The organism is Bacteroidetes bacterium GWF2_43_63, assembly GCA_001769275.1.
Taxonomy (GTDB): Bacteria; Bacteroidota; Bacteroidia; order Bacteroidales; family DTU049; genus GWF2-43-63.
In genome coordinates this window covers 112764-137254 of sequence record MEOQ01000012.1, presented here as the reverse complement: position 1 = coordinate 137254, position 24491 = coordinate 112764, and the positions used below count along the sequence as shown (strand labels likewise).

The window sequence follows — 24491 nt, the reverse complement described above, 5'->3', positions numbered from 1 at the left end:
TATGAAAACACTTATTCGCATTACTTCTGTAATTGCTGTTATTCTTATTCTTTCGCCTAACGTAAACGCGACAGTAAAACTTACCGGTATTTTGCAGGATAGCACCGATCAGAAGCCGCTCGCATTTGCCAATGTAGCTTTGATTCATCAGAGCGATTCGTCTTTCCTGACAGGAACCACCACTGACGAAAACGGCAAGTTTCAGCTCAATGTTCCCGATACCGGAAATTATTTTTTACGTGTTTCGTATCTTGGCTATGGCACTCAGTTTAAGCCGTTGGTTATGGCAGAGGGCGAGCCCGATATGAGTCTGGGAATAATTCCCGTGGCAAAATCAGCGCAGGCGCTCAATGAAGTGACGATTACTGCACAGAAGCCAATGTATGCCTATGAAGGCGAAAAGAAAATATATAATGTCAGCGAAGATCCGAGTGTGCAGGGGGGCGTTGCCAACGATGCGCTACAGAATGCGCCCGGTGTGTATGTGGACATGGAAGGAAATATAACGCTTCGTGGTGTATCGGGTGTTGAGATCTGGATCAACGATAAACCCTCGCGAATTTCCGCAGAGGGATTAAAGCAGTTTTTGCAGCAGCTGCCTGCCAATTCGCTCGAACGTATCGAAGTCATCACAAATCCCTCGGCCAAATACAGTGCTGAAGGTACAGGTGGAATTATCAACATAATAACGCGCGATAAAATCAAAAAGAATTTGCTGTTAAGCTTCGGGCTCAATGGCTCTACGCTTGGCAATTATTCTCCCTGGGTTTCGTTTGTCGCCAGCAACGACAAACTGAGTTTTAATATTTATATGAGCCATTCAAATCATAAATGGGAAGGAAACAATAGTTCAAAGGGATTTGTTTTCAATGGTGCTGATACTGCCTATTCTTTCAGTAATGGCTCGGAATACAACTACGAAGGAAACTGGAATTATGGACATCTGAGTCTCTCATACGATTACAACAAAAACAATTCAATTGAAACATGGTTCGGGGGCTCGTTTAGCAGCAACGAGAATTCGTCATCCAGTTCTAGTTCCCGTACAACAGGTGGTGGAGAGACGTTTAAATATACTTCGGAAAATTCTGGCAGCCGTAAAGGAAACAGCATGAATGGCGGTCTCACTTATGAGCATCGCTTTAAAAAGGAAGGACATAAATTTTCATTGGACTCTTATTTCTGGACATGGAATCAGGATGGCGAATCATCGTATTCCAAACTTTTCGAAATACAAACCTGGGATAATTTGAAATACATCGAGAACGGAGAAAATTCAAATCTGTCATTTTCTGGTGAAGCACATTACACCAATCCACTGGCAAAAAACAGAACTATTGAGGCCGGAGGCGAGTTCAGCCGTGATATGCAGAATGAAAATTCACCCATCGATACATTTAAATTTTCCACAGGAGTGTATGAAAACGTTCCTGCTTTTTCCAATGTACTTGATCAAACCACCATGGCCGGAGCGCTATATACAACCTACAGCGATACACTCAAATGGCTGAATTATAAAGCAGGACTTCGGTACGAATTTGCTGGTCTGGAAATGACTTCGATCGCATTGACTGAAAAGCTGAATCGTACTTATGGGACACTGTTTCCAACCGTGCACCTAAGTGCCAAAACAAAGAACAACGATAATTACACACTGAGTTATTCGCGACGTGTTCGATACCCGCAGTGGGAGCTCGATCCGTTTGCCAACCGCATTAATGAGGAGTCCGTGTTTTATGGAAATCCGATGCTCGATCCTGCTTTCACCGATGCCTTCGAAGGTGGATACGCACACTTTTTCAAAAACGGCAGCTCGATCAGCACGACGCTGTATCATCGCAGAACCAATCTCGATATTACCACCAAATCAGAAGGCGTGTACGATACTTTGCTCAATCGTTATACGATTTATTCAACCTACATCAATGCCGGAAAAAACATAAACACCGGTGGCGATTTTACAGTCACCTGGCGTCCGAAACCCGCATACAGAATCATGTTCAACGCCAACGTGTATTATCAGGATTTCTATGCCGATCTGGGCTCATACAAAGTTGATAAAAGCAACCTGACCTATGATGGCAAATTGATTTTCATGTGGAATTATAAAATTCTGCGATTAAACGTCATGGGTATCTATCGCGCTGCCTCTGCCAGTTTACAGGGCTCTTCAGAAGACACTTATTTTGTAAATGCGAATCTGAATGTTGATCTGTTCAAGAAAAAGCTTTCAATACGATTGGGCATGCAGGATATTTTCAATTGGCAGGAAAGCAACACCATCACAAACACTCCGACTTATTATTCAGAAAATTACTCCAAGAACCGCAGCCAGTTTCTGACATTCGGAATCACAGTACGTCTTGGAAAAATTGAATTGGAGCAAAGTCAGATGCCTCCGCAGGGTGGCGGTGGCGCTGGGTTATAGCTTTTTGTGATTTGGGAGTCCTGTTACAGCAGACTATCTCATTACCCATTATCAAATCAGAAAACAGGGACCTTGCGCGTTTTATTCACATTGTTGTGCTGCAGAATCAGCAGGCAAACCGATGGATTGATTTCGGGAATTGCAATTGAAAAATTATTGATGCCTTCCTCCAGATTCATGACTTCTGCAAGCAGAATACGGCCCAGATAGTCAGTCAGGGTGAGGCGACTTATTCCCGATTTGGCAGTCACAATTTCTATCTGCAACAGGTGGGTCTCAGGATTGTAATAGCTGGAGGTGATTTCAACGCCGGCATTGTTGCATTTGTTGGAAACAAAAATCGGATCTAATGTGGCGGTGGCTCCGTCAAAATCAACCTGAACAAGCCGGTAATAGGCTCCCTCAGCAGCTGGTTCATTGTCGCTGAACTGATAATTGATCAGCTGATTCGAATTCCCGCTTCCGTCGATGGTCCCGACAGGGTAGAAATCAAGGCCATTCACCGATTTCTGAATAATGAAATAATGGTTGTTTGTTTCGGAAGCTGTCTGCCAGTATAGTTCTGTTTTATCTTCGGAGCACATCCCGTAAAAACCGGTAAGTTCAACCGGGAGGGTGATGCCAGTGGAGCAGTCGCCTGTTAATGTTGGTGTTGTCGGATTGGGGGTGGATGATGGAGCGGTGGTGTTTTCTTTAAAAACTGCTGGAGAATTGGAACCAGCAACAGCCGGATCTCCGCAGTCTTTTAAATGTATGTGCTCTGCATCTTTATTGTAAATGGCGTCTGATGTAGAGGAAAAGGTTGTGTTAACCGCATGAACATTTATTGTTTTTGCGCCACTCATATATTTATCTGCATAAATATCGTCTCCTTCATCTCCTGAATTACCTGAAAAGTAGCAATTATTAAGAGTTAGGTCTATTGCATTATCAGATGAATATAGACCGATTGCGCCACCTCGAAGCGTTGTGGTCCCTGATTTAGTATTATTCAGAAATCGTGTATTTGTATAAATTGCATTTCCACCAGTAATTCGGACAGCACCGCCATATACAGAGGTGGAAACTTGACCGGCATAGTTATTATCAATGATGCAATCAGTAACTGTAAGCACGCCACAACGCTGAGAAATAGCACCCCCATCTGAGGCATCGTTACCGTAAAACCGGCAATTGGAAACACTGACTATGGTTGTCGCGTCTCCGTTCGAAATAAGAAGTCCACCGCCGTCATAGGCTCCGTCCTTGAAGTTATAGGCAAAAACATAGTTTTCTATGGTCAGATTAATGTTTGTACCATATGCCTCCACGCCTCCTGTGTACTGGGTTTGCCAGATGTTGCACAAACCACCGCCACCACGGATAGTCACGCCTGAATTACTCAACACACTGATGGAAGGATTTCCGCCAGACTGACCATTATATGAGGAAATAATATTTTCGAGTAATACACCAGTTGCATTTTGAATGGTAATGGCTTGTCCGCTGTGCCCAGGCGTCTGTGATCCATTGTTTTCATACTCCCGAATAGTCATGTTTTTCACCGTAACGTTGTTTGCATGAATGTACATGAAAAAATTCGTGGCAGTCCCGGCTCCGTTGTCATCAAAAATCGTCAGCGACGGGCCTGCCCCCAGAAAAGTCACCCCGGCTTTGGAGAAATCAATGTTCTCTTCATTGTTATAAGTCCCGGCATCAATTTTTATCGTATCACCGGTTGTGAGCACTGTCGAATAAGCCGAAAGAAGATTGATCAAAGTTAATTTGGGAGTACTTGCCGAAGTCCCGTTATTGGCATTATTGCCAACAGCCGTGCAAAACACATCTCCTGTGACTGAAGCATCATTGACATAATAAATGGCAGAGTTAGCCTTTACAAAAGCGAAAACGAACAAAACCATCATTAAAAATGCCTTCATATTGCCGGTTTAATTAACAATTTGGGTGTTGGGTTCAATCGGAGGAGCCCTGATAGATTTATAAATTTACGCACTAAAAGAGCTGTATGCTATTGAATTGTGGTGATATGTATCATCCTTTGATTCAAACGCATGAAATGGGGTGAATGGCAATTTCCCGTGGCGAACGGGAACCCTGATTTGGATTTCCAACTCGGTTATTAACAAGTATTTAATAGACCGATGGCGGTAATATAAGCGGCAATTACAGCAAAGTTGATATCCATTCAGTCAGGGAAAGGATGGCAATCATTTTTTGTTATTTAAAAGACTATTCCCAGCTGGAAAATGAAGTGGAAGGACTCCGCTTAACTGATTTAATCAAGGCCCTACAAAATGTAGGCTTTGATATCATGTTTCAGCAACTCATCAATCAGCTCATCGAGTTTGAGCCGGATGTCTTCGGCCGGGGTACTGGTTGCATTGAAATTGACCAGAAAGCCGACCATGGCATAACCGGGTTTTTCGCCAGCCACCAGATATTTGCCAAAAAACCCACCGATCCCTTTCAGGTCGCCGGGCTGGGGTGCAGTCAGCACCCAGACCTGAAATTTGTTCCCCTGAAAATACCCGACCGGTTTCAGCGAAGTTGTGGCATAAATATACACAGGATAATTCCTGTACTGACCTGAATATCCGTTGGCGTCCCTTTTGAGTCCGACGCTTTGCAGATCAGGCAGGGTATCAAGCATGGCTTCGGTTTTTTCAGGATATCGTTTGGTGGTAAACCAGCGGTAAATTACAAACAGAAGGGCAAAAGCACCGATCATAAAGAGTACCGGTATCAGGGAGCCGAATGAGTTCATTTTTCATTTTTTTTGATATACAAATATGCAGACAAAATAGTACAATACCAACTTAATTTCCTTCCTGGTACAGAAATTTTGCATTTGTATGTAATATCTGCCTGTTTTGAAGCGTTAGAATATACAAATCCACGAGTCATGAAAACAAAAATCATTATGACCGGCCTGTTACTGGGCTGGGTGCTGCAGGTATATCCACAGATGATGTTCGAGGCATCGGGAAAATCGGCCCGGGTGCTTGTTCACAAGTACACTGAACTGAATGAGAATTCTCCTGAAACCCGATGGCAAACGGTTCATGCTGATGCAAGCGGAGTTGTTCCTGAAAACCGGAAATTTGCTGCACCAATAAAAGAAATTGATCCTTTGTTTACCCGTGTTGATATAAAATCAAATCAGAATGCCGTAATTGCTGTACCAGGAGGTTACAGGATCCGCATTGGTAAAAACGATCTTGTCGATCAGTATGGTAACATGGTAGAGGGTGGATACACGTTGTATTTTCGTGATCTCACAACGCCGGCAGCGCTTGCACTTTCAGGTGTTACAATGAAGTATGACTCGGGTGGGGTCGCAGGAAATTTTCAAACGGCTGGCATGTTTGAATTGTATGCCGAAAAAGATGGTCAGGCGCTCAAAGTCAGACGGGGTCAAAAAATCGACATTGAATTGCCGACGCCGAATACTGAAAGTGGATTTAATCTTTATACATTCAATGAAGCAAAAGGGGAATGGCAGTATGTAGAACCGCTTCAGCCGTTACCCTCAGCCAGGCCAGCCGTCGACAGCATGACGGTGTATTCCGACGCATGGAGATTCTGGGGGACATGGACTTTTGTTAAAGACTCCCTCTCTTTTGATGATCGTTGGGAAAGGCCGGATTATGCACGTGCGATTTTTCTTGGTAAGTATGACTCATCTGCAGTTCAGAAAGAACAGTATTCAAAAATGCATATTCCGTATTTCAGGATAAAAAGATTATCCGATAAAAGCAATCGCACCGCAGTGCTGTTTCAGTTGCCCGTGCTGAGCAAGGATGCTGATATTGCCTTTTTCTACAAAACATTTCCTGAATTAAGTTCTGCAAGAAACATTGTATGGAAATATGTTGGGCCACTCGACAAAACAGGTTTTTCAAAATTATATGTATCAAAGAAAAAGTACAATGATATTAGACTGGAGTTTGACCGTGAGAGTGGGCTTTTTACGGTCACTCTGAAAACAAGTAAGGGGAAAGTTGATTTCAGCGCGGTACCTTACCGTGGCAAATTCACAGAGAGCGAAAAGGCCCAGCTGCAAAATATGCAATTCAACAAGCGATATAATAAAAGTCTGAATAAAGTGCGGGCAAAATTTGATAAAAAGAACAAAGGTTTTATTTTTTCAATGCTGGCTGACAACAGAAATCTTATCTATTCGAAAATGGCCCCTGAAGAGCTGGCCATGACATGGGAAGCATGGACGGATTATGCCTCAAAAGTGCGTGCATATATGGCTCGCAGGTATATGATCGACAGATCGGTTCAAGTTACCCGTTCGGTTTCAATCACTGGATTCGGGCTTGTGAATTGCGACAAAATCGATCGCATGAATGAACCGGTGAATGTGCTTGCCAGGTTTGTGACCCCGGATGGACAAGAAGTCAAAAATGCAACGGTAATGATTATTGATGGTGGCGACAATTCATGTCTTTCTGTTGGATTAAGTAATGGTTCGTGTACGGCCGTTGTCGAAAAATTTTCACCGACTGTTTTTGCTGTTGCTGTCGGATATGCTGACTTATATATAGTGAATGCATCCGACATTTCCGCGATGGCCAACTCTTCGTCCCGGCGCGGTGTATTTACATTGCAGAAAGTTGAAACGGACGCAACTGAAGCTATCAATAATGCTTTGAAAATTTGATTTCGATCAGGCGAAATATCTTGTCTTCAGCCAGAGCTTGAACATCGGATCATTCAGATTGTATTCTTTGTTGTTGTAATCGATCAGATCCTTGTCGATCAGTGACTTTTTTATCCGTGAAACATGTGCTGATGATTTCAGCTTATAGCGAAGAATAACCGTTTCTGACGTGAATTTTGTTTCTTTGTTGATGATGGCATGTAGAAAGCCCAGCTGGCTCGATGGTAGACTGTCAGCCAGATTCTGAAACAAATAGCTGAGTTGATCCATCAGACTCTCTGTGGCTTCGTTTACAATGTCGGCGTTGGCGGTTTTTCTGGCTCGCAGCCAGGTGAGTTGTGCAAGCTGTTGCGCATAAAAAGGATGATTTTCGACTTTCTGCGCTATCAGTGCCGCATCGGCAGCATTGATTTTTTTACCTGTGTCCTTAAAACGTTTGATGAAAAATTTTACCCATTGCTTTTCCTCTATTTTTTCAAGAAACATCAGGTCTCCGAATTTGTAAAACGGCATCGATGAATGGGTGAATAATTCGGTCATCAGCCCACGCCGGCTCCCGTATAGGCAATAGGTGACACGACGGTGATTTTGCCAGTGCGAACGCAGTTTTTTCTGAAACGCCAGCGGATTTTCAAACACCATAATGTTCTGAAATTCATCGAGACAAACAATGATGCGTATGCCTTTTTTCGCTGCTATTTTTTGAGGAAGGTTGATAATCTCATCAGCATCCTGACCAGCAGCTTCCCAGTCTAACGAAACAGAAATTTCGTTTTGCCGGTCTGGACTGTAACTGATTCTTGGAATGAATCTGCTCAGAAATGTTTTGGTGTTTTCTGTAAATTCAGTGATTCTTGTCGATAATGCCCGCATGATCTGATTGACGTATTTCTCATAGAATTCCTGTTCGGATCTGATGTTGTTCAGGTCAATAATTACAACCCGGTCGTTCTTGTACCGCTTCATGTAAACGCTTGAGGTATGCAACACCAATGAAGTTTTACCCCAGCGCCTAGGTGAAATCAGGATAGTATTGGTTCCGGAACTGAAGTTTGTTATCAATCGTTCAGTCTGGTTTTCGCGACCAGTGAATTCCTCAAATTGTGCGATTTTTCCAAAAATGAAGGGTGCTTCCATGTCACATATTTTGTTGATTTCCGCTTCTAATTCTTTCTACAACAAAGATAAACAAATTTTAGTAGTAACAATTATGTTAGTAACAAATAAGTTAGTAACAAAATAGATAGTAACAAATAAGTTAGTAACAAAAAAGTTATATATTAAGATCATCGCAAAATGTTATTCTCATGATGAATTCAGTACCTTTGCAAAAAAATGCTTGCTTTTTCTGTAACACCGGTCAATCAGAATTTTCAGCTCGATGGTGTCCGGCATGTTTTGCCGGCCGATGCCTATAAGGCTTTTGAATCTAATAGCGCGCTGGCGGTTGATGTACGCGAAGAACATGAAATAATTGTTTCAGCGGTCGATTGCCCGCAGCTGCTGATTTTTCCGTGGGCACATCTTGAGGAACTCGTCGGAGAGCTGCCTGCAAATACTCCGCTTGTTCTTATTTGCAATCACGGAATACGCAGCGTTCAGGCAGTTGATTTATTGCAGCAAAAAGGATTCACCGAAGTCTACAATCTCGACGGAGGCCTGCATGCCTGGATTGAAGCTGGGTTGCCTGTTGCCGGTGAAGGTGGTTGTAGCTGTGGCGGGCATTGATGATTATTGTTGTATCAATACCATTCTGGACACAAACTCGTCATTGGATGTTTTAAATTTCAACAAACACAATCCTGAAATGTCCTCGTTCAATGTCACCTGACATTGATGATCCCTGGCATGAACACTTATTTGTATTTCTTTGCCATCTATAGAATAGAGAGATATGCTTTCCGGGATAATATTTTCCGCATTGATAACAAAGAAATTGCTGGCCGGATTTGGGAAAATGCAATTTAATTGATGGGCTGGTTTTGCTATTCCAACTTCGCCCAAGGTGCAGATCATGGAATTCATACACATTATAAAATCATAATCCGAGTAAGAAGCTTTTGCATCATTGATGGTGATAGTGTAGTATGATGAAATATTAATTCCGGAAGTGTCTGCAAGCAGGTTGTAGGTTCCTGCCGGGATATTTGTAAACTTATAAAATCCTATTGAGTCAGAGTATTCCATCGCAATGAAAGTACCGATAGTATCAGTCAGAATTAGCCTTACCCATTGCAAAGGAATTGAATCCTGACTATAAACAGTGCCGCTTATTTCATTATTGCCTCCCAGATTCTGATTTACAAACAAATGGATGTCAATATTGTCGATGAGTGTGTCGCTTTGAATATCAAATAATTCTGCTTCGGTCCAGAGGTATTCTTTCAGGTAATATGTTGGACAATGGTCATAGGTTTCACCCCTGACGAAATATTCGCCCGGACTATAAACATCAAAATAATAATGGCCCTGATAATCCGTCCATTTCTTCATAATGAAAGATGCATCAGATGGACCAGTTTTTTGGAAGAGACTTACAATAAATTCGAGCGGGTTACCTGATAAATACAATGTCCCCTGAATTCGGCCAAACATATTGGCTTTCCTGATATGAGAAATGAAAACATCACTCACATCCCAAGAACCAGGGCATAAATCTGACGATTGAATAATGATGTCCGAAAAAGTGGATTCTCCGCAAAAAGTTCCTGATGTATATATACTACTGTCATTGAGTATTGCTAATTTCTGTGCTTCTGTATGATCGCAATATTGCGAATAAAACACGTGAAGCGGATTCAAATCCTGATCGTATATTGCAACAAAGGGGACATGGCCACCATAATGAAGAAATCCAATACTGTCAAACCATATTGAATCCTGATATGACCATACAACACTACCTGAAATATACAACAATCCATTCTGGTCTTTACCAATGTCATACCCTTTATCACTATTATTGCCACCTGCTGTTTTTACCTGTATGACTTCACCGGCAGGAGAGTATTTTGCAAGAACCATATCTCCCATGTTGTATGGGCCGTATGGAGTTATGGTGTCCAAAAGCCAGTTGTATGAGGAAACAATTGTCCCGGTTGTTGAAATATACCCAGTTACTACAACATTTTGATTGTCCGTGAATTCAATACTCGACAATTGCTCATCATAATAACCACCAATCCTTGAAACCCATAAAAGATTACCTGATGTATCGCATTTCATTAAAAATCCATCGGCACCACTACTGGCATTCATACTCAATCCCTGAGATGGAATATAGATATGATGAAAACTACCGGATAAATATATGTAACCGGAATCACATATCACAATATCTTTAACCGATGCGTCGCAGTTGAATTGACTTGCCCATTCAAACTGATTGGATCCGGGATTATAACTGGCCGTAAAAACCGTGTTAGATGCTATTTCAGTGCCGTCAAAAAACACATTATTGCCGGATACGTTTCCGGATATCACGATTCGGCTGTTCTCATGGTTCCAGGTGGCAACTGGCCCCGAAACATAAGCACTTGCAGGTCCTGAATTCATTTTAGATGAAACAAGCATGAAATTCTGATCAAACTTAAGGATGAAAACAGTATTGCCCGATGTATTTGGAAGAACGTTATTGTCGAATTTCAATGTGTCTGAAGTTTCACCGATCAGCCAAAAATTACCACTATTGTCAGTGAGAACGCTGCCTATGCTTTCAACGCCATTGCCATGAAAAATAATTTTTTTAATCAAAACATTGGAGTCGTTATAAACACAAAGGAATGCATCACTGACTCCTTCAGCAATATAAGGATCAACTCCAATTTCAACGGTGTCCTGAAATGTTCCGGCGTGGAATACCTTGCCGTTTCCGCAATGTAGAGCCGTTATGTTTTGAGTTCCGTTGCCTTCAATTTTCTCCACCCAGTCCCATTGATAAATCTGGGAGAACAAACTGGTTGATAAAACTACTAGAAAATAAAAAACCAGTGCAACATTTTTCATTCTTTTATTTCAAAGATAATAAATATTTCTTAGCAATAGATCTGGAATATATATTTTTCAACAATAATTGCCACCATTTTGTCAAAATTGAAAACGACAGCAGCTTTCATTTAAAGTTGATATTATTGATGTATATTTGCTCTCCAAACTCACCCCAATGAAAAAAATATTTTTACTCTCAATGATGGTTCTTGCCGGAGCATTTCTGTTTTCAGCTTGCGGACCAAAAAAGGATAAAGAAAAAAAATCGATGAGCAGCATTAAAAAAGAAACGCTGACAACAGCCAAAGACAGTCTGATGGCGAAATTCGGAAAGACCGACGAATTCCGCATTAATAAAGGAATCGAGCAGGTTTCTGAAATGTGGCGTAAAGAGGACGGTGCCGACAGCACTTTCATCCGATTCTGCATTGATAATTTCACGCCAACAGGCACCGACCTCGACACATTGTTTGATAAATACAATTATTATTTCGAGCAGATTTATGGTCATTACAATAGGATGACCATCGAGCTGATGCGCAATATTCATGAGCCACGCGGCACGGTAATGCCGGTTGATGAGATGTTTGGCTCCTGGGATGTGACGGCTCATTTTGCCGAAGACATGTACAATAATAAAACAGCTTTTGCTGTTCTGCTCAACTTCCCATATTACACATTGAAGGAAAAAAATGAGCTGGGTAAGAAATGGACTGCCCGACAGTGGGGTATGGCGCGGCTTGGCGATATGTTCATCGCCCGTGCTCCGTCCGATCTGCTGCTGAAGGCATCGGAAACCATGGTGAAAAGCGACAGCTACATTTCGAATTATAATATCTACATGGGCAGTCTTTTGAATGATAAAGGCCAAAAATATTTTACAGAAGACAAAGTACTGATCACCCACTGGGGCCTGCGCGACGAACTCAAATCGAATTACGCCGACACCACACTGGGCCTGGCAAAGCAAGAAATGATTTATCAGGTTATGCAGCGGATTATCGATCAGAGCATACCGCAAAAAGTGATTAATAACGGTGCTGCATTGTGGAATCCGGTTACCAACAAAGTGACTGAAAATGGAAAAGAAATCAGTGCAGATCCGGAACCTGACAAGCGCTACGAAGTATTGCTGAACAATTTCAAAGCACTTAAAGAACTTGATCCATACTATCCTTACAACGAAAACTACATTTCGCGCAAGTTTGACGCTGACATGGAAATGGCACAGGCCGATGTTGAAAAACTTTTCATCAGCTTTGTCTCATCTCCTGTGATTAAGGAAATTGGGAAAACCATTGAAAATCGTCTGGGTCGTAAACTTCGCCCGTTCGATATCTGGTACAACGGATTCACTTCACGTGCCGGGCTGAATGAGGCTGAACTCGACAAAGTCACTCAAAAGCTCTATCCCGACAATATTGCATTTAATAAAGCTTTGCCCGGTCTTTTGAAAAAACTTGGATTTGATGCTCAAAAAGCAGAATACATTTCTTCGTACATCGCTGTTGATCCAGCCGTTGGCAGTGGTCATGCCTGGGGATCGGCCATGAAAAATGATGTAAGTCACCTTCGCACCCGTATTGCCGGCACAGGAATGAATTACAAAGGATATAACATTGCCGTGCATGAATTTGGTCATAATGTAGAGCAAACCGTTTCAATCCATTTCGTTGACAACTACATGTTGCATGGTGTGCCCAACACCGCATTCACTGAGGCGCTTGCCTTTGTTTTTCAAAGCCGCGATCTGCAATTGCTCGGCATGAAGAACAATGATGCGCTCGTTCATGAATACGAAAACCTTGAAATTGCCTGGTCATTGTACGAAATTATGGGTGTAAGCCTTGTTGACATGAATGTCTGGAAATGGATGTATGAAAATCCTGATGCAACGCCGAAGCAATTGAAAGAGCAGGTGATTATCATTGCCAAAGATGTCTGGAACAAGTATTATGCGCCAGTATTCGGCATTAAGGATCAGACAATTCTGGCGATTTACAGCCATATGATAGATGCACCACTTTATCTCTCCGCTTATCCACTTGGCCATCTCATTCAGTTTCAGCTCGAGCAGCATCTGAAAGGAAAAGATTTTGCAGGTGAGGTTCTGCGCATTTATTCGCTGGGCCGCCTGACACCTGATGCATGGATGGTAGAGGCCACCGGCAGCAAATTGTCTTCGGATCCTTTATTGAAAGCTGCATCTGAATCCGTAAAAGTCGTGAACGCTTCGAAATAAAACGTTTTTCTAAAAATCTCACAAGCCTCCGGAGTTATATTTCCGGAGGCTTTTTTGTGAAAAATTCTTAAAAATTGTTTTTTCATTTTACACAGGCGGGAATTTTTCGTCAAAGCAAGGTCTCAAAAAACTTTGAATTGTGAAAGTGAAAGCGATTTCTTTTTTAAAGCGGCTTCTGCCCGGACTTTTGATTTTAACTTCTGTTGTATTTGTAGTTGGATTTGTATCTGTACAATCCAGCAGTGTAAGTGCATCCCGACCGATGATTATTCCCGGATCGGCCGATTTTGCAAATACCAGCATAGAAGATTTTATGCCGGATACGCCCATGGTATTTTCTCCTGCAAACAAGCTTATTATCAACGGACAATCCGTGATGTTTGCCTGGCACAGTACAGGAAACGAGAACAAATACGAACTAATGTACAGTTGGAGCAGCGATTTTGAATCCGCTGAGACAGTGTTAGTGAAAGATACCGTTTATAGCCTGAGCTTTACAGAGGCCAGCTCTCAGCCGCTTTACTGGAAGCTACGGACCGTTACAGCTGACAAGGCTTATTCGCAATGGACTTCGGCGCATAGTATCGTTTTTCAGCCGGTCGTCAATGTATGGCGCTGTGACGGAAATTGCGGCAGCTGTCCGAATCCATGCGGACGCAGGTCAAAAATGAATTAAGTATTTTTATTCAATAATAGTTTTTCTGTTTCGTATGGTCAGCAGACTAATGCCTGCTGCTATAAACATTATTCCTGCCTGAAGCTGCAGCATCGATTCGAACATAAAAAGCACCGACACCATTAGTGTAAACGCCATCAATACATAATCGTTTTTACGCGCAGCATAAATAAATGGAATCAAAACTATCAACAGCAAGACGAGAAATCCGGCGATGCCCAGACCAATAAAGGTCTGCAAAAACTGATTGTGCGCATTGTAGTTTCTTTCGAGGGCGTGTCGGAATCCATATTTGCTGTATTTCCCGGCGAGTTCATCACACACGTCGCCTGGTGAAACACCGGCCCAGAAATTTTCTTTGATCAGTTCAGCATCGCAGTAATACACCTGAACGCGAAGGGTGGTGCCGTTCCAGTGTTTTATATCTTCCATTTTCCTGGCAGCAAAAACTTCGTCCAGCCCGAAAAGGAAACGGTCATACACATGGGGCATCAGATAGCGTCCAGCTGGGAAACCCGCACACAGAGCCAATAAAAGGATTAGTCCGATTGTGTACTTTTTTGTTCTGATAATAAAATATACGATGGTCAGTATGGCAACAAGCGTCATTGCAATGATGGCTGCGCGGGAATTGGCAAGCATTATTATCAGGATATAATAGGGCACAAGCGCCACTGCTGCAATTCTCAAAATGGATTTAAGGTTTTTCCATTCTGTAATTAATACGCCAACCACCAATATCAGCGCTGTAATCATGTACATGGCATAATAGGTCGGATGCTCAAATTGCGTGAAATTGACATAGTACATCACAGAGGAATCACCTGTTTGGGCAAACCGGATGAGCGACTGCGTGAGGCAGAAAAGCGAAATGGCCAGCGTGCCTGCCAGATACGAAAGCAGCAATTGTTTAAGTTGTGTGCGTGAAAATCCGGAATTTGATACAGGAAAAAATATCAATGGAAGGACCAGAAATGAAAGTTTTTTTTCAAGCTCAAACAATCCGGCTTTGCTGTTGTCAGTATATAACAGGGCTGCAACATGCATTATATAAAACAGAATGAGCAAAGCAAATACAAAACGGTATATGCCTTTGTTGGTAAACAGCGTTGTAAACCGTGCTCTGAAGCGGCCTTCAGCGAGCCAGTTTAATAAAAGCAGTATTACAATAATCGGTGTTGCTTTTTTGTAAAGAGGCAATGCAAATAGCAGAATCGCTGTCAGCCAGTGATTGATGTTTGCATGTATTTGTTGTCTGTTTTGCATTATGCCTGATCTGACTTACTGTTTGCCGAAAGAATGTCGATAAATTTTGCTGCAAGTATTTTGTAATCGTGGTTACGCAGAACATACGCTTGTCCGGATTTACCCAGTGCGTTGCGATCATCAATGCTCATGCATAAATATTCCCGCAATGCGGATGCAATGGCTTCGGGATTTTCCGGCATAACGGTGATGCCGCATTTTGCATCTGCAACTATGTCATTTCCGGCTTCAATGGCCTGTAAAACCGGTTTCCCTGCCATCATGTAATCGAATATTTTATTTGGGGAAACCCCGAACCGAAAAAGAGATTGCCTTTGAAGACCAATGTAAAGCACGTCGAAATAAGAAAGTAAATCCGGAATCTGGCTTTTCTTTACAGATTCAAAGAAAAACACGTTATTGAGTTTATGTGATGAATTTATGAGCTGCTGTTTTTCAGGTCCCTTCCCAACAATAATGAAAGCTGTTTTGAAATCCTTCATTAATGCTGCTGCTGCAATAAAAGAATCAAGTGCGTTTGCAATTCCGATACTTCCTGTGTAAGCAACAATAAAATCGAAATCACTTTTTATTTTTTGCAATAATAACTTCAAATCAATTGGAATAGGCTCTTGTTGATTCCATTCGGCGGTGTTAATCCCATTCGGCACAAAATGCCATTTACCGGGGTCGAGCCCGCGGCTTTGCATATATTCCAGTGTTTTCGGTAGCATTGAAATTACTCCGTCAACATGTTTGTAGGCGAAATCTTCGGCGTGTTGCAAATACTTAATAAAGGGATGCGACGCTTTGTATCCGCCAAGTTCCATGGGCGAAAGCGGCCAGAGGTCATGCACTTCGAAGAAATATTTTGCTTTGGCAATTCGGGCAATTTTGCATGCAGCGTAATTATCCATCGGATAAGTTGATGAAGCAATCACTGCATCCGGATTATATTTAAGTGCAAGCTTTCTTGCAGCTCGTTTTACTTTTTTATAGAAGCAGAACATATTCAGAATCCGCTTAAAACCATTGCCATGATAGGCTGGCGTCTTTACCCATAAATAAGTGATGCCGTCGATAATTTCTTCCTGAAACTTATGCTTAGTCCGCGGTTGAATTGTGCGAACATGTGCATTGTTGGCTGCAACGATTGTTACATGGTGCCCCGCTTTTGTCCATTCCCGGGCCATGTAGTAGGGCCGGTATTCCATGCCCATGGCAGGTGAACCGGCATAGTGATTAATCAGGAGAATGTTCATGCAGCAGGTCCCTTCATATATAAATCGCAGATTTCTCTGACGGTGTCATTCAGTTCGTATTCGCGTTTAACTTTTTCACGGCCGGCTTGTCCGATTTGCTCACGAAGTGCAGAATTATTTATTAGCCGGATTAGTTTATCGGCGACCTCATTCAGATTATCACATTCTGTATGAAACCCGGTGATTCCATCGTCCACTACTTCGGTGAGACCACCGACTGCAGAAACCACAACCGGCAACCCGGTGGCAGATGCTTCAAGCACAGCTACGCCGAAACTCTCGCTGCGCGAAAGAAATACAGCAATATCGAAGGAGTGAAATATTTCAACCAGTTTCTGCTGGCTTACAGGAGGCAGGAAAAATACTCTATCAGCTATGTTGAGTGATCCGGCAAGTGCAGTCAGATTTTCCAACTCGGGTCCTTCGCCTACAATGGTCAGCGTGATTTTTTTCTCAGCCAACAGTTTAACAACGTTGGCAAAAACCGAAATCAATAAATCAATTCCATACACTTTATTAAGCGACTTCACTGTTCCAATGCGTATTTCATTTCGGCCGGCCCTTTCGCAGGAGGTGAAAAGTTTGGTATCAATTCCGAAGGGAATGATCTGCGGTTTTTTTGAAGTATATTTTCTACAGGCTGCATCGAGTGTTCTACTTGAAACTATGATCTGGTCAGCCTTTCGGAAATTGTAGCGAATGATGGCTTTCTTAATCGGATTGGATGGAAACAACAGAACATCGCTGCCCCACACGGAAATGAAATAAGGATGAAAGCCGCTCAGTGCGCCCAATAAGCCGTAGCTCGAAGCGTAATGTGCATGTACGTAGTCGGGCTTGAATTTTTCAATAGCAGCACGTACTTCTTTTCGTTTTTTCAGATAAGAAATCTTGCTGCCCGATGCTGCATTGAAAGTATTGTTGCTGAATCCGCCCTGCGAAAGCAATATAATACCGAGATCATTATACCAGTTGCTGCCTGGCAACGACAATGAAAAAATTCCGACTGCAAAGCCTTTGCTCACGAGAATCCGGGCCCACTTCTGTGTGTGTGCCGAGTTGATGTCGCTGAGCAAAAGGATTCTTTTCATGAGGATACAAATGTACATATTTCCCTGCATTTGCCTGCACAGCAGGTTCATGTTTTGACAGGGTCGACGCATTAAAATGCATTTGAATACCTCTGATTAATGCATCCGATGCCGACTTCAATCATGCAATGTTATGCAATTGAAACCCAGGTGACACAGAGTTTAAAGGAGTACGCACAGAGGTACACAGAGTAGATTTAATCTGGCAAAAGCCGATATCAATTACAGCAAAGTTAATTTGAAAGCGCGCTTTCAGAATTCATTTTGCGTAATTGATTAACACAACTACGTTGTTTTTTTTAAACGGCTTTTGCTTACTTTTTACTTTGTGCGACGTTGTGTAGAACTTCGAGTTACTTTGTGCAACTACGATTCCGGCTGTTTTTGTAAAGTTTAATGCGTTGACCCTAGTTCATGTTTTGCTCCGGAGTGTCGCTCCCTAAAAATCGTTACTTTTGCCTTTTATTTTTGCAGCCGAAAAGAACGAAATATTATGGGCGAAAAACTCAGGGATAAGATTAACCGGCATGACTTTCTGAAAAATGTCATGGTGCTGCTTTCCGGCTCTTCGATAGCCCTGGTGATACCGGTGCTCATTATGCCTGTTCTGACCCGGCTTTTTACCCCTGAGGATTTTGGAGTCTGGGGAACTTTTTTTGCCATTGTAGGCATTTTTTCAGTAATTGCCAACGGTCGCTATGAACTAGCGTTGTTGCTGCCAGCGAGAGACCGCAAGGCTTTCAATATGTTTGCCGGCAGCATTCTGATTGCCTTTTTTCTTTCGCTTTTATTGCTTTTTCCAGCACTGTTTTTCAGGTCCGACATCAGTGTGATGCTCGATATGCCCGATCTGGAGTCTTTGCTCTGGCTGGTTCCTCTGGCGGTTTTTACCAACGGCGTTATTCAGGCATGCAATTACTGGCACAACCGAAGTAAAAGATTTGGGGTTCTTTCGGTTGGAAGAATTGTGCAGAGTTCATCCACTGCAGTGCTTAACATCGGATTCGGCACAGCGTCGTATTTTTCCGGTGCAATGGTCATTGCTTCAATTTTCGGACAGATTCTTTTGAGCCTGTATTATCTTTCCAGAATCAGACTAAAACGACTGGGGCGCCTGGTCACATGGTCGCAGATTGGTAGTGTGCTGAAGGAATACAAAGAATATCCTGTGAAAAGTGGTGTCGGCATTTTTCTGAATATTCTGAAAGAACAGGCTCCGATTTTTTTACTTGGATTTTATTTTGACGTTGTAATTGTTGGTTTCTATTCGCTCATAATTCGCTTGTTCAATTCTCCGCTGTCGCTTGTAGCCGGCTCGCTGGGACAGGTCTATTATCAGAAGGCTGTTGAAATGAAAAACAATGGCCGCCGCGTTTTTCCTTTGTATATGAAAACCACAACACGCCTGTTTCTTGGGCTGGTTGCACCGGTGATCATCGTCATGTTGTGGGGTGATAATGTTTTCGGATACATTTTCGGAAACGAATGGACCGAAGCCGGAAACATTCTGGTTATTTTCACGCTCTATTATGCTGTTCGTTTTGTTGTTTCTTCGCAGAGCTCGCTATTACTTGTATTCAAAAAATTAAATATCGAAGTTCTGTTCAATGCTGTTGCGCTTGTTCTTCAGGTAGGAGCGCTGGTTATTGGCGGTCTGCGCAATGATTATTATTTATCTTTGTACCTGATGAGTATCACCGGAACCGTTATCTATGCTTTGCTGGGCTTGTATCTTTGGATATATTTGAAAAATATGAAATGAAAAGCTTCTTAAAAGGATTCTTGAATATGTTTTGTTTTATTCCCTGCATCAGGGACTACCACAAGCGTTGGAAACTTTTTGGGCGTGTGCCTTTGGGGATGTTGTGGATCAGCTGGAAGTATCGCAGAATTTACGGCATCAACCGGGGAGTGCGATTCCCGCTGCATTTCACTTCTCGCATCATTGGTATGAAGAATATCAAAATGTCATTTGATCCTACAACCATTGGCAGTTTCGCGTTGAGTGGTGATTGCTATTTTCAGGCCCTGAATGGTATTGTAATCGGGAAAAATTTTCTGTTTGCACCGGGGGTGAAACTGATAAGTTCAAATCATGGATTTGCTGACAAGAGCATCATCGAAAAAGCAGATCCGATTGTAATTGGCGACAATGTGTGGCTTGGAGCTGGAGTTATTATTCTGCCGGGTGTTGCTGTTGGCAATAACGTGGTGGTTGGTGCGGGCAGCGTTGTAACTAAATCATTTCCTGACAATGTGATCATTGCTGGAAATCCGGCGCGTGTGATTCGTCAAAACGAGCCTTTACCTTGAATTCAACAATTATAAACGGCGTAATTTTTCCGTATGACACATTTCCTGTTTGTATATTGTAAACGCAGTCTGATATGATTATGCAGTTTGAAATTGGCTGGATAATGAGCATTTCAGCATTGCTTCTGTGGTATATATTGTTGCCGGGAATGGCCATGCAATTGTTGTTTTCCAGAGATTTACCACTAACGGCAAAGGCCGGTAATTCTTTCACTGCCGGATTCGTATTATTTTCAATCATTGCATTTGCCGGCTACCAATTTGGTTTCAGCTTTGAGGTGATTCATCTCATTTATTTCATTGTAACTCCGTTGGTTTTATTGATTGCTTTTTTCAGTTGGAGAAAGCGAAATACAAAGCGGATTGGTTCATTGATGTCCCTGATTTCGCCAGAAGTAATTGTTGTTCTGATTGCAGCTGTTGGTGGATTTTTCGTTTCGCTTTATTCGGGCTGGTTCCCACGGGGCGATGCCGCCATCCATCTGCAGGTAATCAGGAACATGATGTCGGAAGGAGTGGTTTGCAATGCTTATTACAGTCTCCCGGGAAATCCGATCATACCTGATCATGCATACGATACATACTATGTTCTGCTTGTAATGATTTCGCGGTTTTCGGGGCTCGAACTCTCCATTGTATGGCATTATTTGTCGCCTGTTTTATCTTTCCTGATTCCTTTTGTTCTTTACAGTCTCTTGCATTCATTGTCTGCAAGCAGGTCTGTAAAAATATTTTCACTGATTTCTTTTTTCTTCCTCTCGTTGTATTATTGGCAGATTCAGTACGGTTCCGTTTTCGACACCATGGTTTACCCAAACAGAGTCTATTTGTGGCTGATGCTGCCCGTTGCGTTCTCCATGCTTTTTACTTACATGAACACCCGGAAATTGCTTAATGTTGCGGGAGCAGCACTTTCAGTTGCAGCGATGCTTTTGGTTCATCAGAATGGGTTTCTGTTTTTCGTGATAATTGCTACGGGGGTTTTATTTATTAATGTTTTATCAAGAGGGTTTTCGCAGCAAGACAATAAAAAAATTCTGACTGTAATTGGGCTAACCATTCTGGTATCGGCTCCATTGCTTTGGTTGAAGCTTATTCCAAATTTCAATTACATTCATGAATCATCGTCGCAGATATGGCATAATCATTACAAGTTTTTCTATCTGAGCGAAAACCTGTTTGCCTTTTCCGTGAAATCATATTACAAATTTGGAATGTTGCTGGCTCTGGCTGCAACTTTTTATTTGCTTTTCAGGAGCCGCAAAGCTGACGCCAACAGGTTGATGATCAATTTTGTTGCTTCAGGTTTTCTTGCAGCTTTTCTCATTGTCTTCAACCCTTTTGTTGTGCCATGGCTCAGCGATTTGATTTCATATGTAGCCATTATCCGTATGCTACGCATGCCTATGTATTTTTTAATGGGCGGACTTGTCTTGTCAATGATTTATAAGTACCTTTTAAATAAATATCCGCAACTTTTTACAGCATGGAAACAGAGGCTGGCTGCGGTTTTGCTGGTTTTGATTTTCACTGGCAGCGTGTTGCTGAAAGTTTCGGCAGGGACTTCACAACATGAGTTGCCACTGGTTTTTGAATTAAAAAATATTATTCAGGAGAACAGCGTGGTGTTGTCCGATCCGCTTACAAGCACCGATATTGCTGAGTTTCACAAGATACATTCATTGGTGATTCAGTTCAACGGAGCCGTCGATCTTGTTGACATGGAGGACTGCAAGCGCGATGTGGACCGTTTGCTCAACGACAGCATCTCCGCCGGAGAGGCATCAGCCATCATTGGTAAACATGACGTTGATTTTGTTGTTGTGAATAGCAGCGTGAGCGAGCCCGTATTTAGATTTGAAAATTATTCAGACAGATTCAGCGAAGTGTTTAATAAGAATGAAATTAAGGTTTACCGAGTTCTAACTAATCAGCCCCGGTCATGAAAAGTGCTATTCAGAACAATCGCTCGGTACTGTTTTTATCTGCGAATGATTTCAAAGATAAATCGATTCAGGTAATCCGCAAAACACCGGAAGCCTTTGCTGCTGCTGGTTGGAATGTGGTTTACATTGTCGCCCGCGATTACAGCAAAGCCGGAAATTACTATTATGAGAAGGAAATAAATCCGGAAGGAATCGAAGTGATTCGTTTTCCGATGCCACTATCGTGGTTCCGGAATAATATCCGCTGGCATTTTTTACAGACGCTGTTTTCGCAACTGGCGGGCTGGCTAACTATTTTCAGACTCGCCCGCAGAGCGCGTAAATACATGAAAAATGCGAATGCGAAATTCGATGTTATTTATGGCTACGAAGTCCATGGTGTGTGTGCTGTGGCCTGGCTGGGTTTCTGGGGACGGCTTGGAAATATTAAAGTCATTTCGCGCTTTCAGGGCACATGGATGGCGAAGTACATTCGTGAAAAAAACTGGTTGAAGCGATTACTGAATATCGATGATGTGATTGCGCTAAAAAGCAGAGCCGATCTGTGCATTATGACCAACGACGGCACTGAAGGCGATTTTGCAATGAAGAAACTTCGCAGCAGAGCGCTTCACAATCTTAAATTCTGGATCAACGGAGTCGATGAGCAGAAGTTGTCTGCAGAGCATTTTGCCGACCTGAAAAACAAGTACAATCCCGATGGCAGCAAAAGGGTTGTACTGTCGGTAAGCCGCATGGAACAATGGAAAAGAGTCGATCGGATTATTGATGTAATTTCTTATCTTGTCAAAGAACTCGGTTACATGGATATTCTGTACATTGGAGTAGGAGAGGGCGCTTTACTGAAGCAATATCAGCAGGAAGTCCTGACCAGCGGCATGGAAAAGTTTATTGTGTTTACAGGTGGTGTTCCGAATTCTGAAGTGAACAAATATCTCAATCTGGCCGATGTTTTTATTTCGACCTATGATCTTTCGAATGTCGGAAACCCGCTTTTGGAGGCAATCCGCGCTAATAAAATTATTTTCACACTCAACAACGGCACTACCAAAGAATGGATTGAACACGGCCGAAACGGTTTTATTTACAACGTTGATAACCACCTGATCGAAAACATGGCGAAGGATATGCTGCGTGTTTGTAATGATGCGGATATCCGAAAGCATATCCTGAGCGAGATTGCAGCAACAGAACACGAAAAACTTTGGTCATGGGAGCAGCGCTTCGCTGCAGAACTCGATGCCGTGGAAAAATTATTTGTAACAAATGAACAGTAAACAGAAAATTGCTGCGTGGGTCATTTTCACAGCTGTTATAGGCCTCGGCATTAGCTATGGGCCGCTGTATCTGTTTCATATTGCCGCACTTTTATTTTCAGTTGTTTTAATTTTTGATTTTGCATCCTCCTCATTTTTTTTGCGGAAAGACTTGATGAAGAAACACACGCGTGTGGACTTCGGAAATATTTTCGTGGTGATGTTGGTCTGGTATACGGTCACCCTCGTCTGGTGCGCCAACAGAGAAATGGCGCTGTATTATCTGTTCTACATTGCCAATGGAATAATCATAATTATGGCTTTCAGCTATGCTGTAAAAAGTGTAGCAGACCTGAATAAAATATTACAGATTGTTGGCGTTATTTTTCTTTGCGAGATGTTGCTGGCACTCTTCGAAGGTTTTACCGGCATTCAATGGCCCATCTCGCCCTATTCGGAATGGGTTGTGTTTTTCAGGCGCGAAGTAGGGTACAATATAAATCTGTCACCCGATATTATTAATGCTATTTCTCATACACCGACAGGGTTTCGCTGGAACCCGAACGATCTCTCGGCCGCCATGCTTGTGGTGCTGCCATTTTTCATGTTTTATCGACGGATATTTATTTGCATAGCGGGATCAATTGCTGCGGTGATGATAATTTTTCTCACCGGCTCACGTGGTGCCTTGATTGGGCTGGCATTGATGGCTGTTGTATTTGTGTTTTTGTATCTAAAGCGCAGGCATGTTTTATGGGTTTTGAGTGGAGTCGCTGTTGTCTCTATTGCATTTGTACTGAGCCTGCCGTCAATTCAGAAACATTATACGGTGAAATATACCGAAGTATCAACCACCACCGATGCACTGGGTAAATATTTGTTCACCGACCACGAGCAGGTGAACGATACGTCATCGATTGCCATCCGGCAGAATCTCGTCTCCAACGGAATCGAAGCGCTGCAAGAAAGCTATGGACTTGGCGTTGGAGCTGGTAATTCAAAGGTTGTTCAGATGAAAAACAACAACACCCACAACGTCTACAGCATGCACAATTTCTGGGTAGAAATTCTGGTTGAGGCCGGTGTATTGTTTTTTATTTTATGGTGCGTTTGGTACTTTCTCCTTACCCGGCGTCTGTATCTGATATTTAGAAGCACTGATTCTCCCGGAATCAGGTATTTTTCAAAAGCCTCCAGTCTTTCACTTATCGGAATGACCATTGGTATGATAAGCATGAGCTCAGCTATTTATTTCTTCCCGATGTACGTATTATTCGGCGTTTGCTTTGTCACCATTCAATTATCCCGGCCAAATACTATCCTTCGAAGGGATTTGAACACTTCGAGGGATTTTTAACCGGCCGGAACGGTGGAAT

Annotated in this window: 18 protein-coding genes; 10 read left to right on the top strand and 8 right to left on the bottom strand. The window is 42.5% G+C overall.

Annotation, left to right across the window (positions count from 1 at the left end; genetic code table 11):
* Position 1: 1 nt before the first annotated feature.
* Positions 2–2428, top strand: coding sequence for a hypothetical protein (locus A2W93_01660; protein OFY55774.1), 2427 nt, complete (start codon positions 2–4; stop codon positions 2426–2428).
* Between the two features lie 56 nt (positions 2429–2484).
* On the opposite strand, the gene A2W93_01655 is transcribed toward A2W93_01660, so the two are convergent.
* A complete protein-coding gene (locus A2W93_01655; GenBank protein ID OFY55773.1) occupies positions 2485–4329 on the bottom strand; it encodes a hypothetical protein in 1845 nt (614 codons plus the stop codon).
* A gap of 386 nt (positions 4330–4715) precedes the next feature.
* Positions 4716–5192 carry a hypothetical protein gene (locus A2W93_01650; GenBank protein ID OFY55772.1) on the bottom strand — a complete coding sequence of 159 codons (477 nt, stop codon included), beginning with the start codon at positions 5190–5192 and terminating at the stop codon, positions 4716–4718.
* A 138-nt stretch (positions 5193–5330) separates the two neighbouring features.
* Between A2W93_01650 and A2W93_01645 the strand changes: the two genes are divergently transcribed.
* A complete protein-coding gene (locus A2W93_01645; GenBank protein ID OFY55771.1) occupies positions 5331–7097 on the top strand; it encodes a hypothetical protein in 1767 nt (588 codons plus the stop codon).
* A gap of 6 nt (positions 7098–7103) precedes the next feature.
* On the opposite strand, the gene A2W93_01640 is transcribed toward A2W93_01645, so the two are convergent.
* Positions 7104–8234 (bottom strand): ATPase, encoded by a 1131-nt coding sequence (locus A2W93_01640; GenBank protein OFY55770.1) that lies wholly within the window; start codon positions 8232–8234, stop codon positions 7104–7106.
* 198 nt (positions 8235–8432) lie between these two features.
* Between A2W93_01640 and A2W93_01635 the strand changes: the two genes are divergently transcribed.
* Positions 8433–8825: a hypothetical protein gene (locus A2W93_01635; protein ID OFY55769.1), complete on the top strand. Its 393-nt coding sequence runs from the start codon at positions 8433–8435 to the stop codon at positions 8823–8825.
* Between the two features lie 3 nt (positions 8826–8828).
* Here the strand turns inward: A2W93_01635 and A2W93_01630 are convergent, their stop codons facing one another.
* Positions 8829–11102: a hypothetical protein gene (locus A2W93_01630; protein OFY55768.1), complete on the bottom strand. Its 2274-nt coding sequence runs from the start codon at positions 11100–11102 to the stop codon at positions 8829–8831.
* Positions 11103–11259: 157 nt separating this feature from the next.
* Between A2W93_01630 and A2W93_01625 the strand changes: the two genes are divergently transcribed.
* A complete protein-coding gene (locus tag A2W93_01625) occupies positions 11260–13326 on the top strand; it encodes a hypothetical protein (protein OFY55767.1) in 2067 nt (688 codons plus the stop codon).
* 87 nt (positions 13327–13413) lie between these two features.
* Here A2W93_01625 and A2W93_01620 read toward each other — a convergent pair whose 3' ends face one another.
* Entirely contained in the window at positions 13414–13656 is a 243-nt protein-coding gene (locus A2W93_01620; protein ID OFY55766.1) for a hypothetical protein, read from the bottom strand.
* Between A2W93_01620 and A2W93_01615 the strand changes: the two genes are divergently transcribed.
* Positions 13655–14002, top strand: coding sequence for a hypothetical protein (locus A2W93_01615; protein ID OFY55765.1), 348 nt, complete (start codon positions 13655–13657; stop codon positions 14000–14002). The two genes, A2W93_01620 and A2W93_01615, sit on opposite strands and share 2 nt — an antisense overlap.
* A gap of 6 nt (positions 14003–14008) precedes the next feature.
* On the opposite strand, the gene A2W93_01610 is transcribed toward A2W93_01615, so the two are convergent.
* The 3 genes from A2W93_01610 to A2W93_01600 are packed head-to-tail and all read right to left on the bottom strand — an operon-like array spanning position 14009 to position 17600.
* Positions 14009–15268, bottom strand: a complete 1260-nt coding sequence (locus A2W93_01610; protein OFY55764.1) for a hypothetical protein — start codon at positions 15266–15268, stop codon at positions 14009–14011.
* Positions 15268–16509: a glycosyltransferase WbuB gene (locus tag A2W93_01605; GenBank protein ID OFY55763.1), complete on the bottom strand. Its 1242-nt coding sequence runs from the start codon at positions 16507–16509 to the stop codon at positions 15268–15270. Before A2W93_01605 ends, A2W93_01610 begins: the two co-directional genes overlap by 1 nt.
* On the bottom strand, positions 16506–17600 hold the full coding sequence (locus tag A2W93_01600; protein OFY55762.1) for a hypothetical protein: 1095 nt from the start codon (positions 17598–17600) through the stop codon (positions 16506–16508). Before A2W93_01600 ends, A2W93_01605 begins: the two co-directional genes overlap by 4 nt.
* A 493-nt stretch (positions 17601–18093) precedes the next feature.
* Between A2W93_01600 and A2W93_01595 the strand changes: the two genes are divergently transcribed.
* From A2W93_01595 to A2W93_01575, 5 genes are all read left to right on the top strand, one after another.
* Positions 18094–19362: a hypothetical protein gene (locus A2W93_01595; protein OFY55761.1), complete on the top strand. Its 1269-nt coding sequence runs from the start codon at positions 18094–18096 to the stop codon at positions 19360–19362.
* A 98-nt stretch (positions 19363–19460) separates the two neighbouring features.
* A complete protein-coding gene (locus tag A2W93_01590) occupies positions 19461–19913 on the top strand; it encodes a hypothetical protein (protein OFY55869.1) in 453 nt (150 codons plus the stop codon).
* Between the two features lie 74 nt (positions 19914–19987).
* A complete protein-coding gene (locus A2W93_01585) occupies positions 19988–21859 on the top strand; it encodes a hypothetical protein (GenBank protein ID OFY55760.1) in 1872 nt (623 codons plus the stop codon).
* The gene (locus A2W93_01580; protein OFY55759.1) at positions 21856–23136 is read left to right on the top strand and encodes a hypothetical protein; all 1281 of its coding nucleotides are present in this window, start codon (positions 21856–21858) and stop codon (positions 23134–23136) included. Before A2W93_01585 ends, A2W93_01580 begins: the two co-directional genes overlap by 4 nt.
* Complete coding sequence (locus A2W93_01575) at positions 23126–24472, top strand: hypothetical protein (protein OFY55758.1); 1347 nt, start codon at positions 23126–23128, stop codon at positions 24470–24472. The genes A2W93_01580 and A2W93_01575 overlap by 11 nt, the downstream gene beginning before the upstream one ends.
* Positions 24473–24491 lie beyond the last annotated feature (19 nt).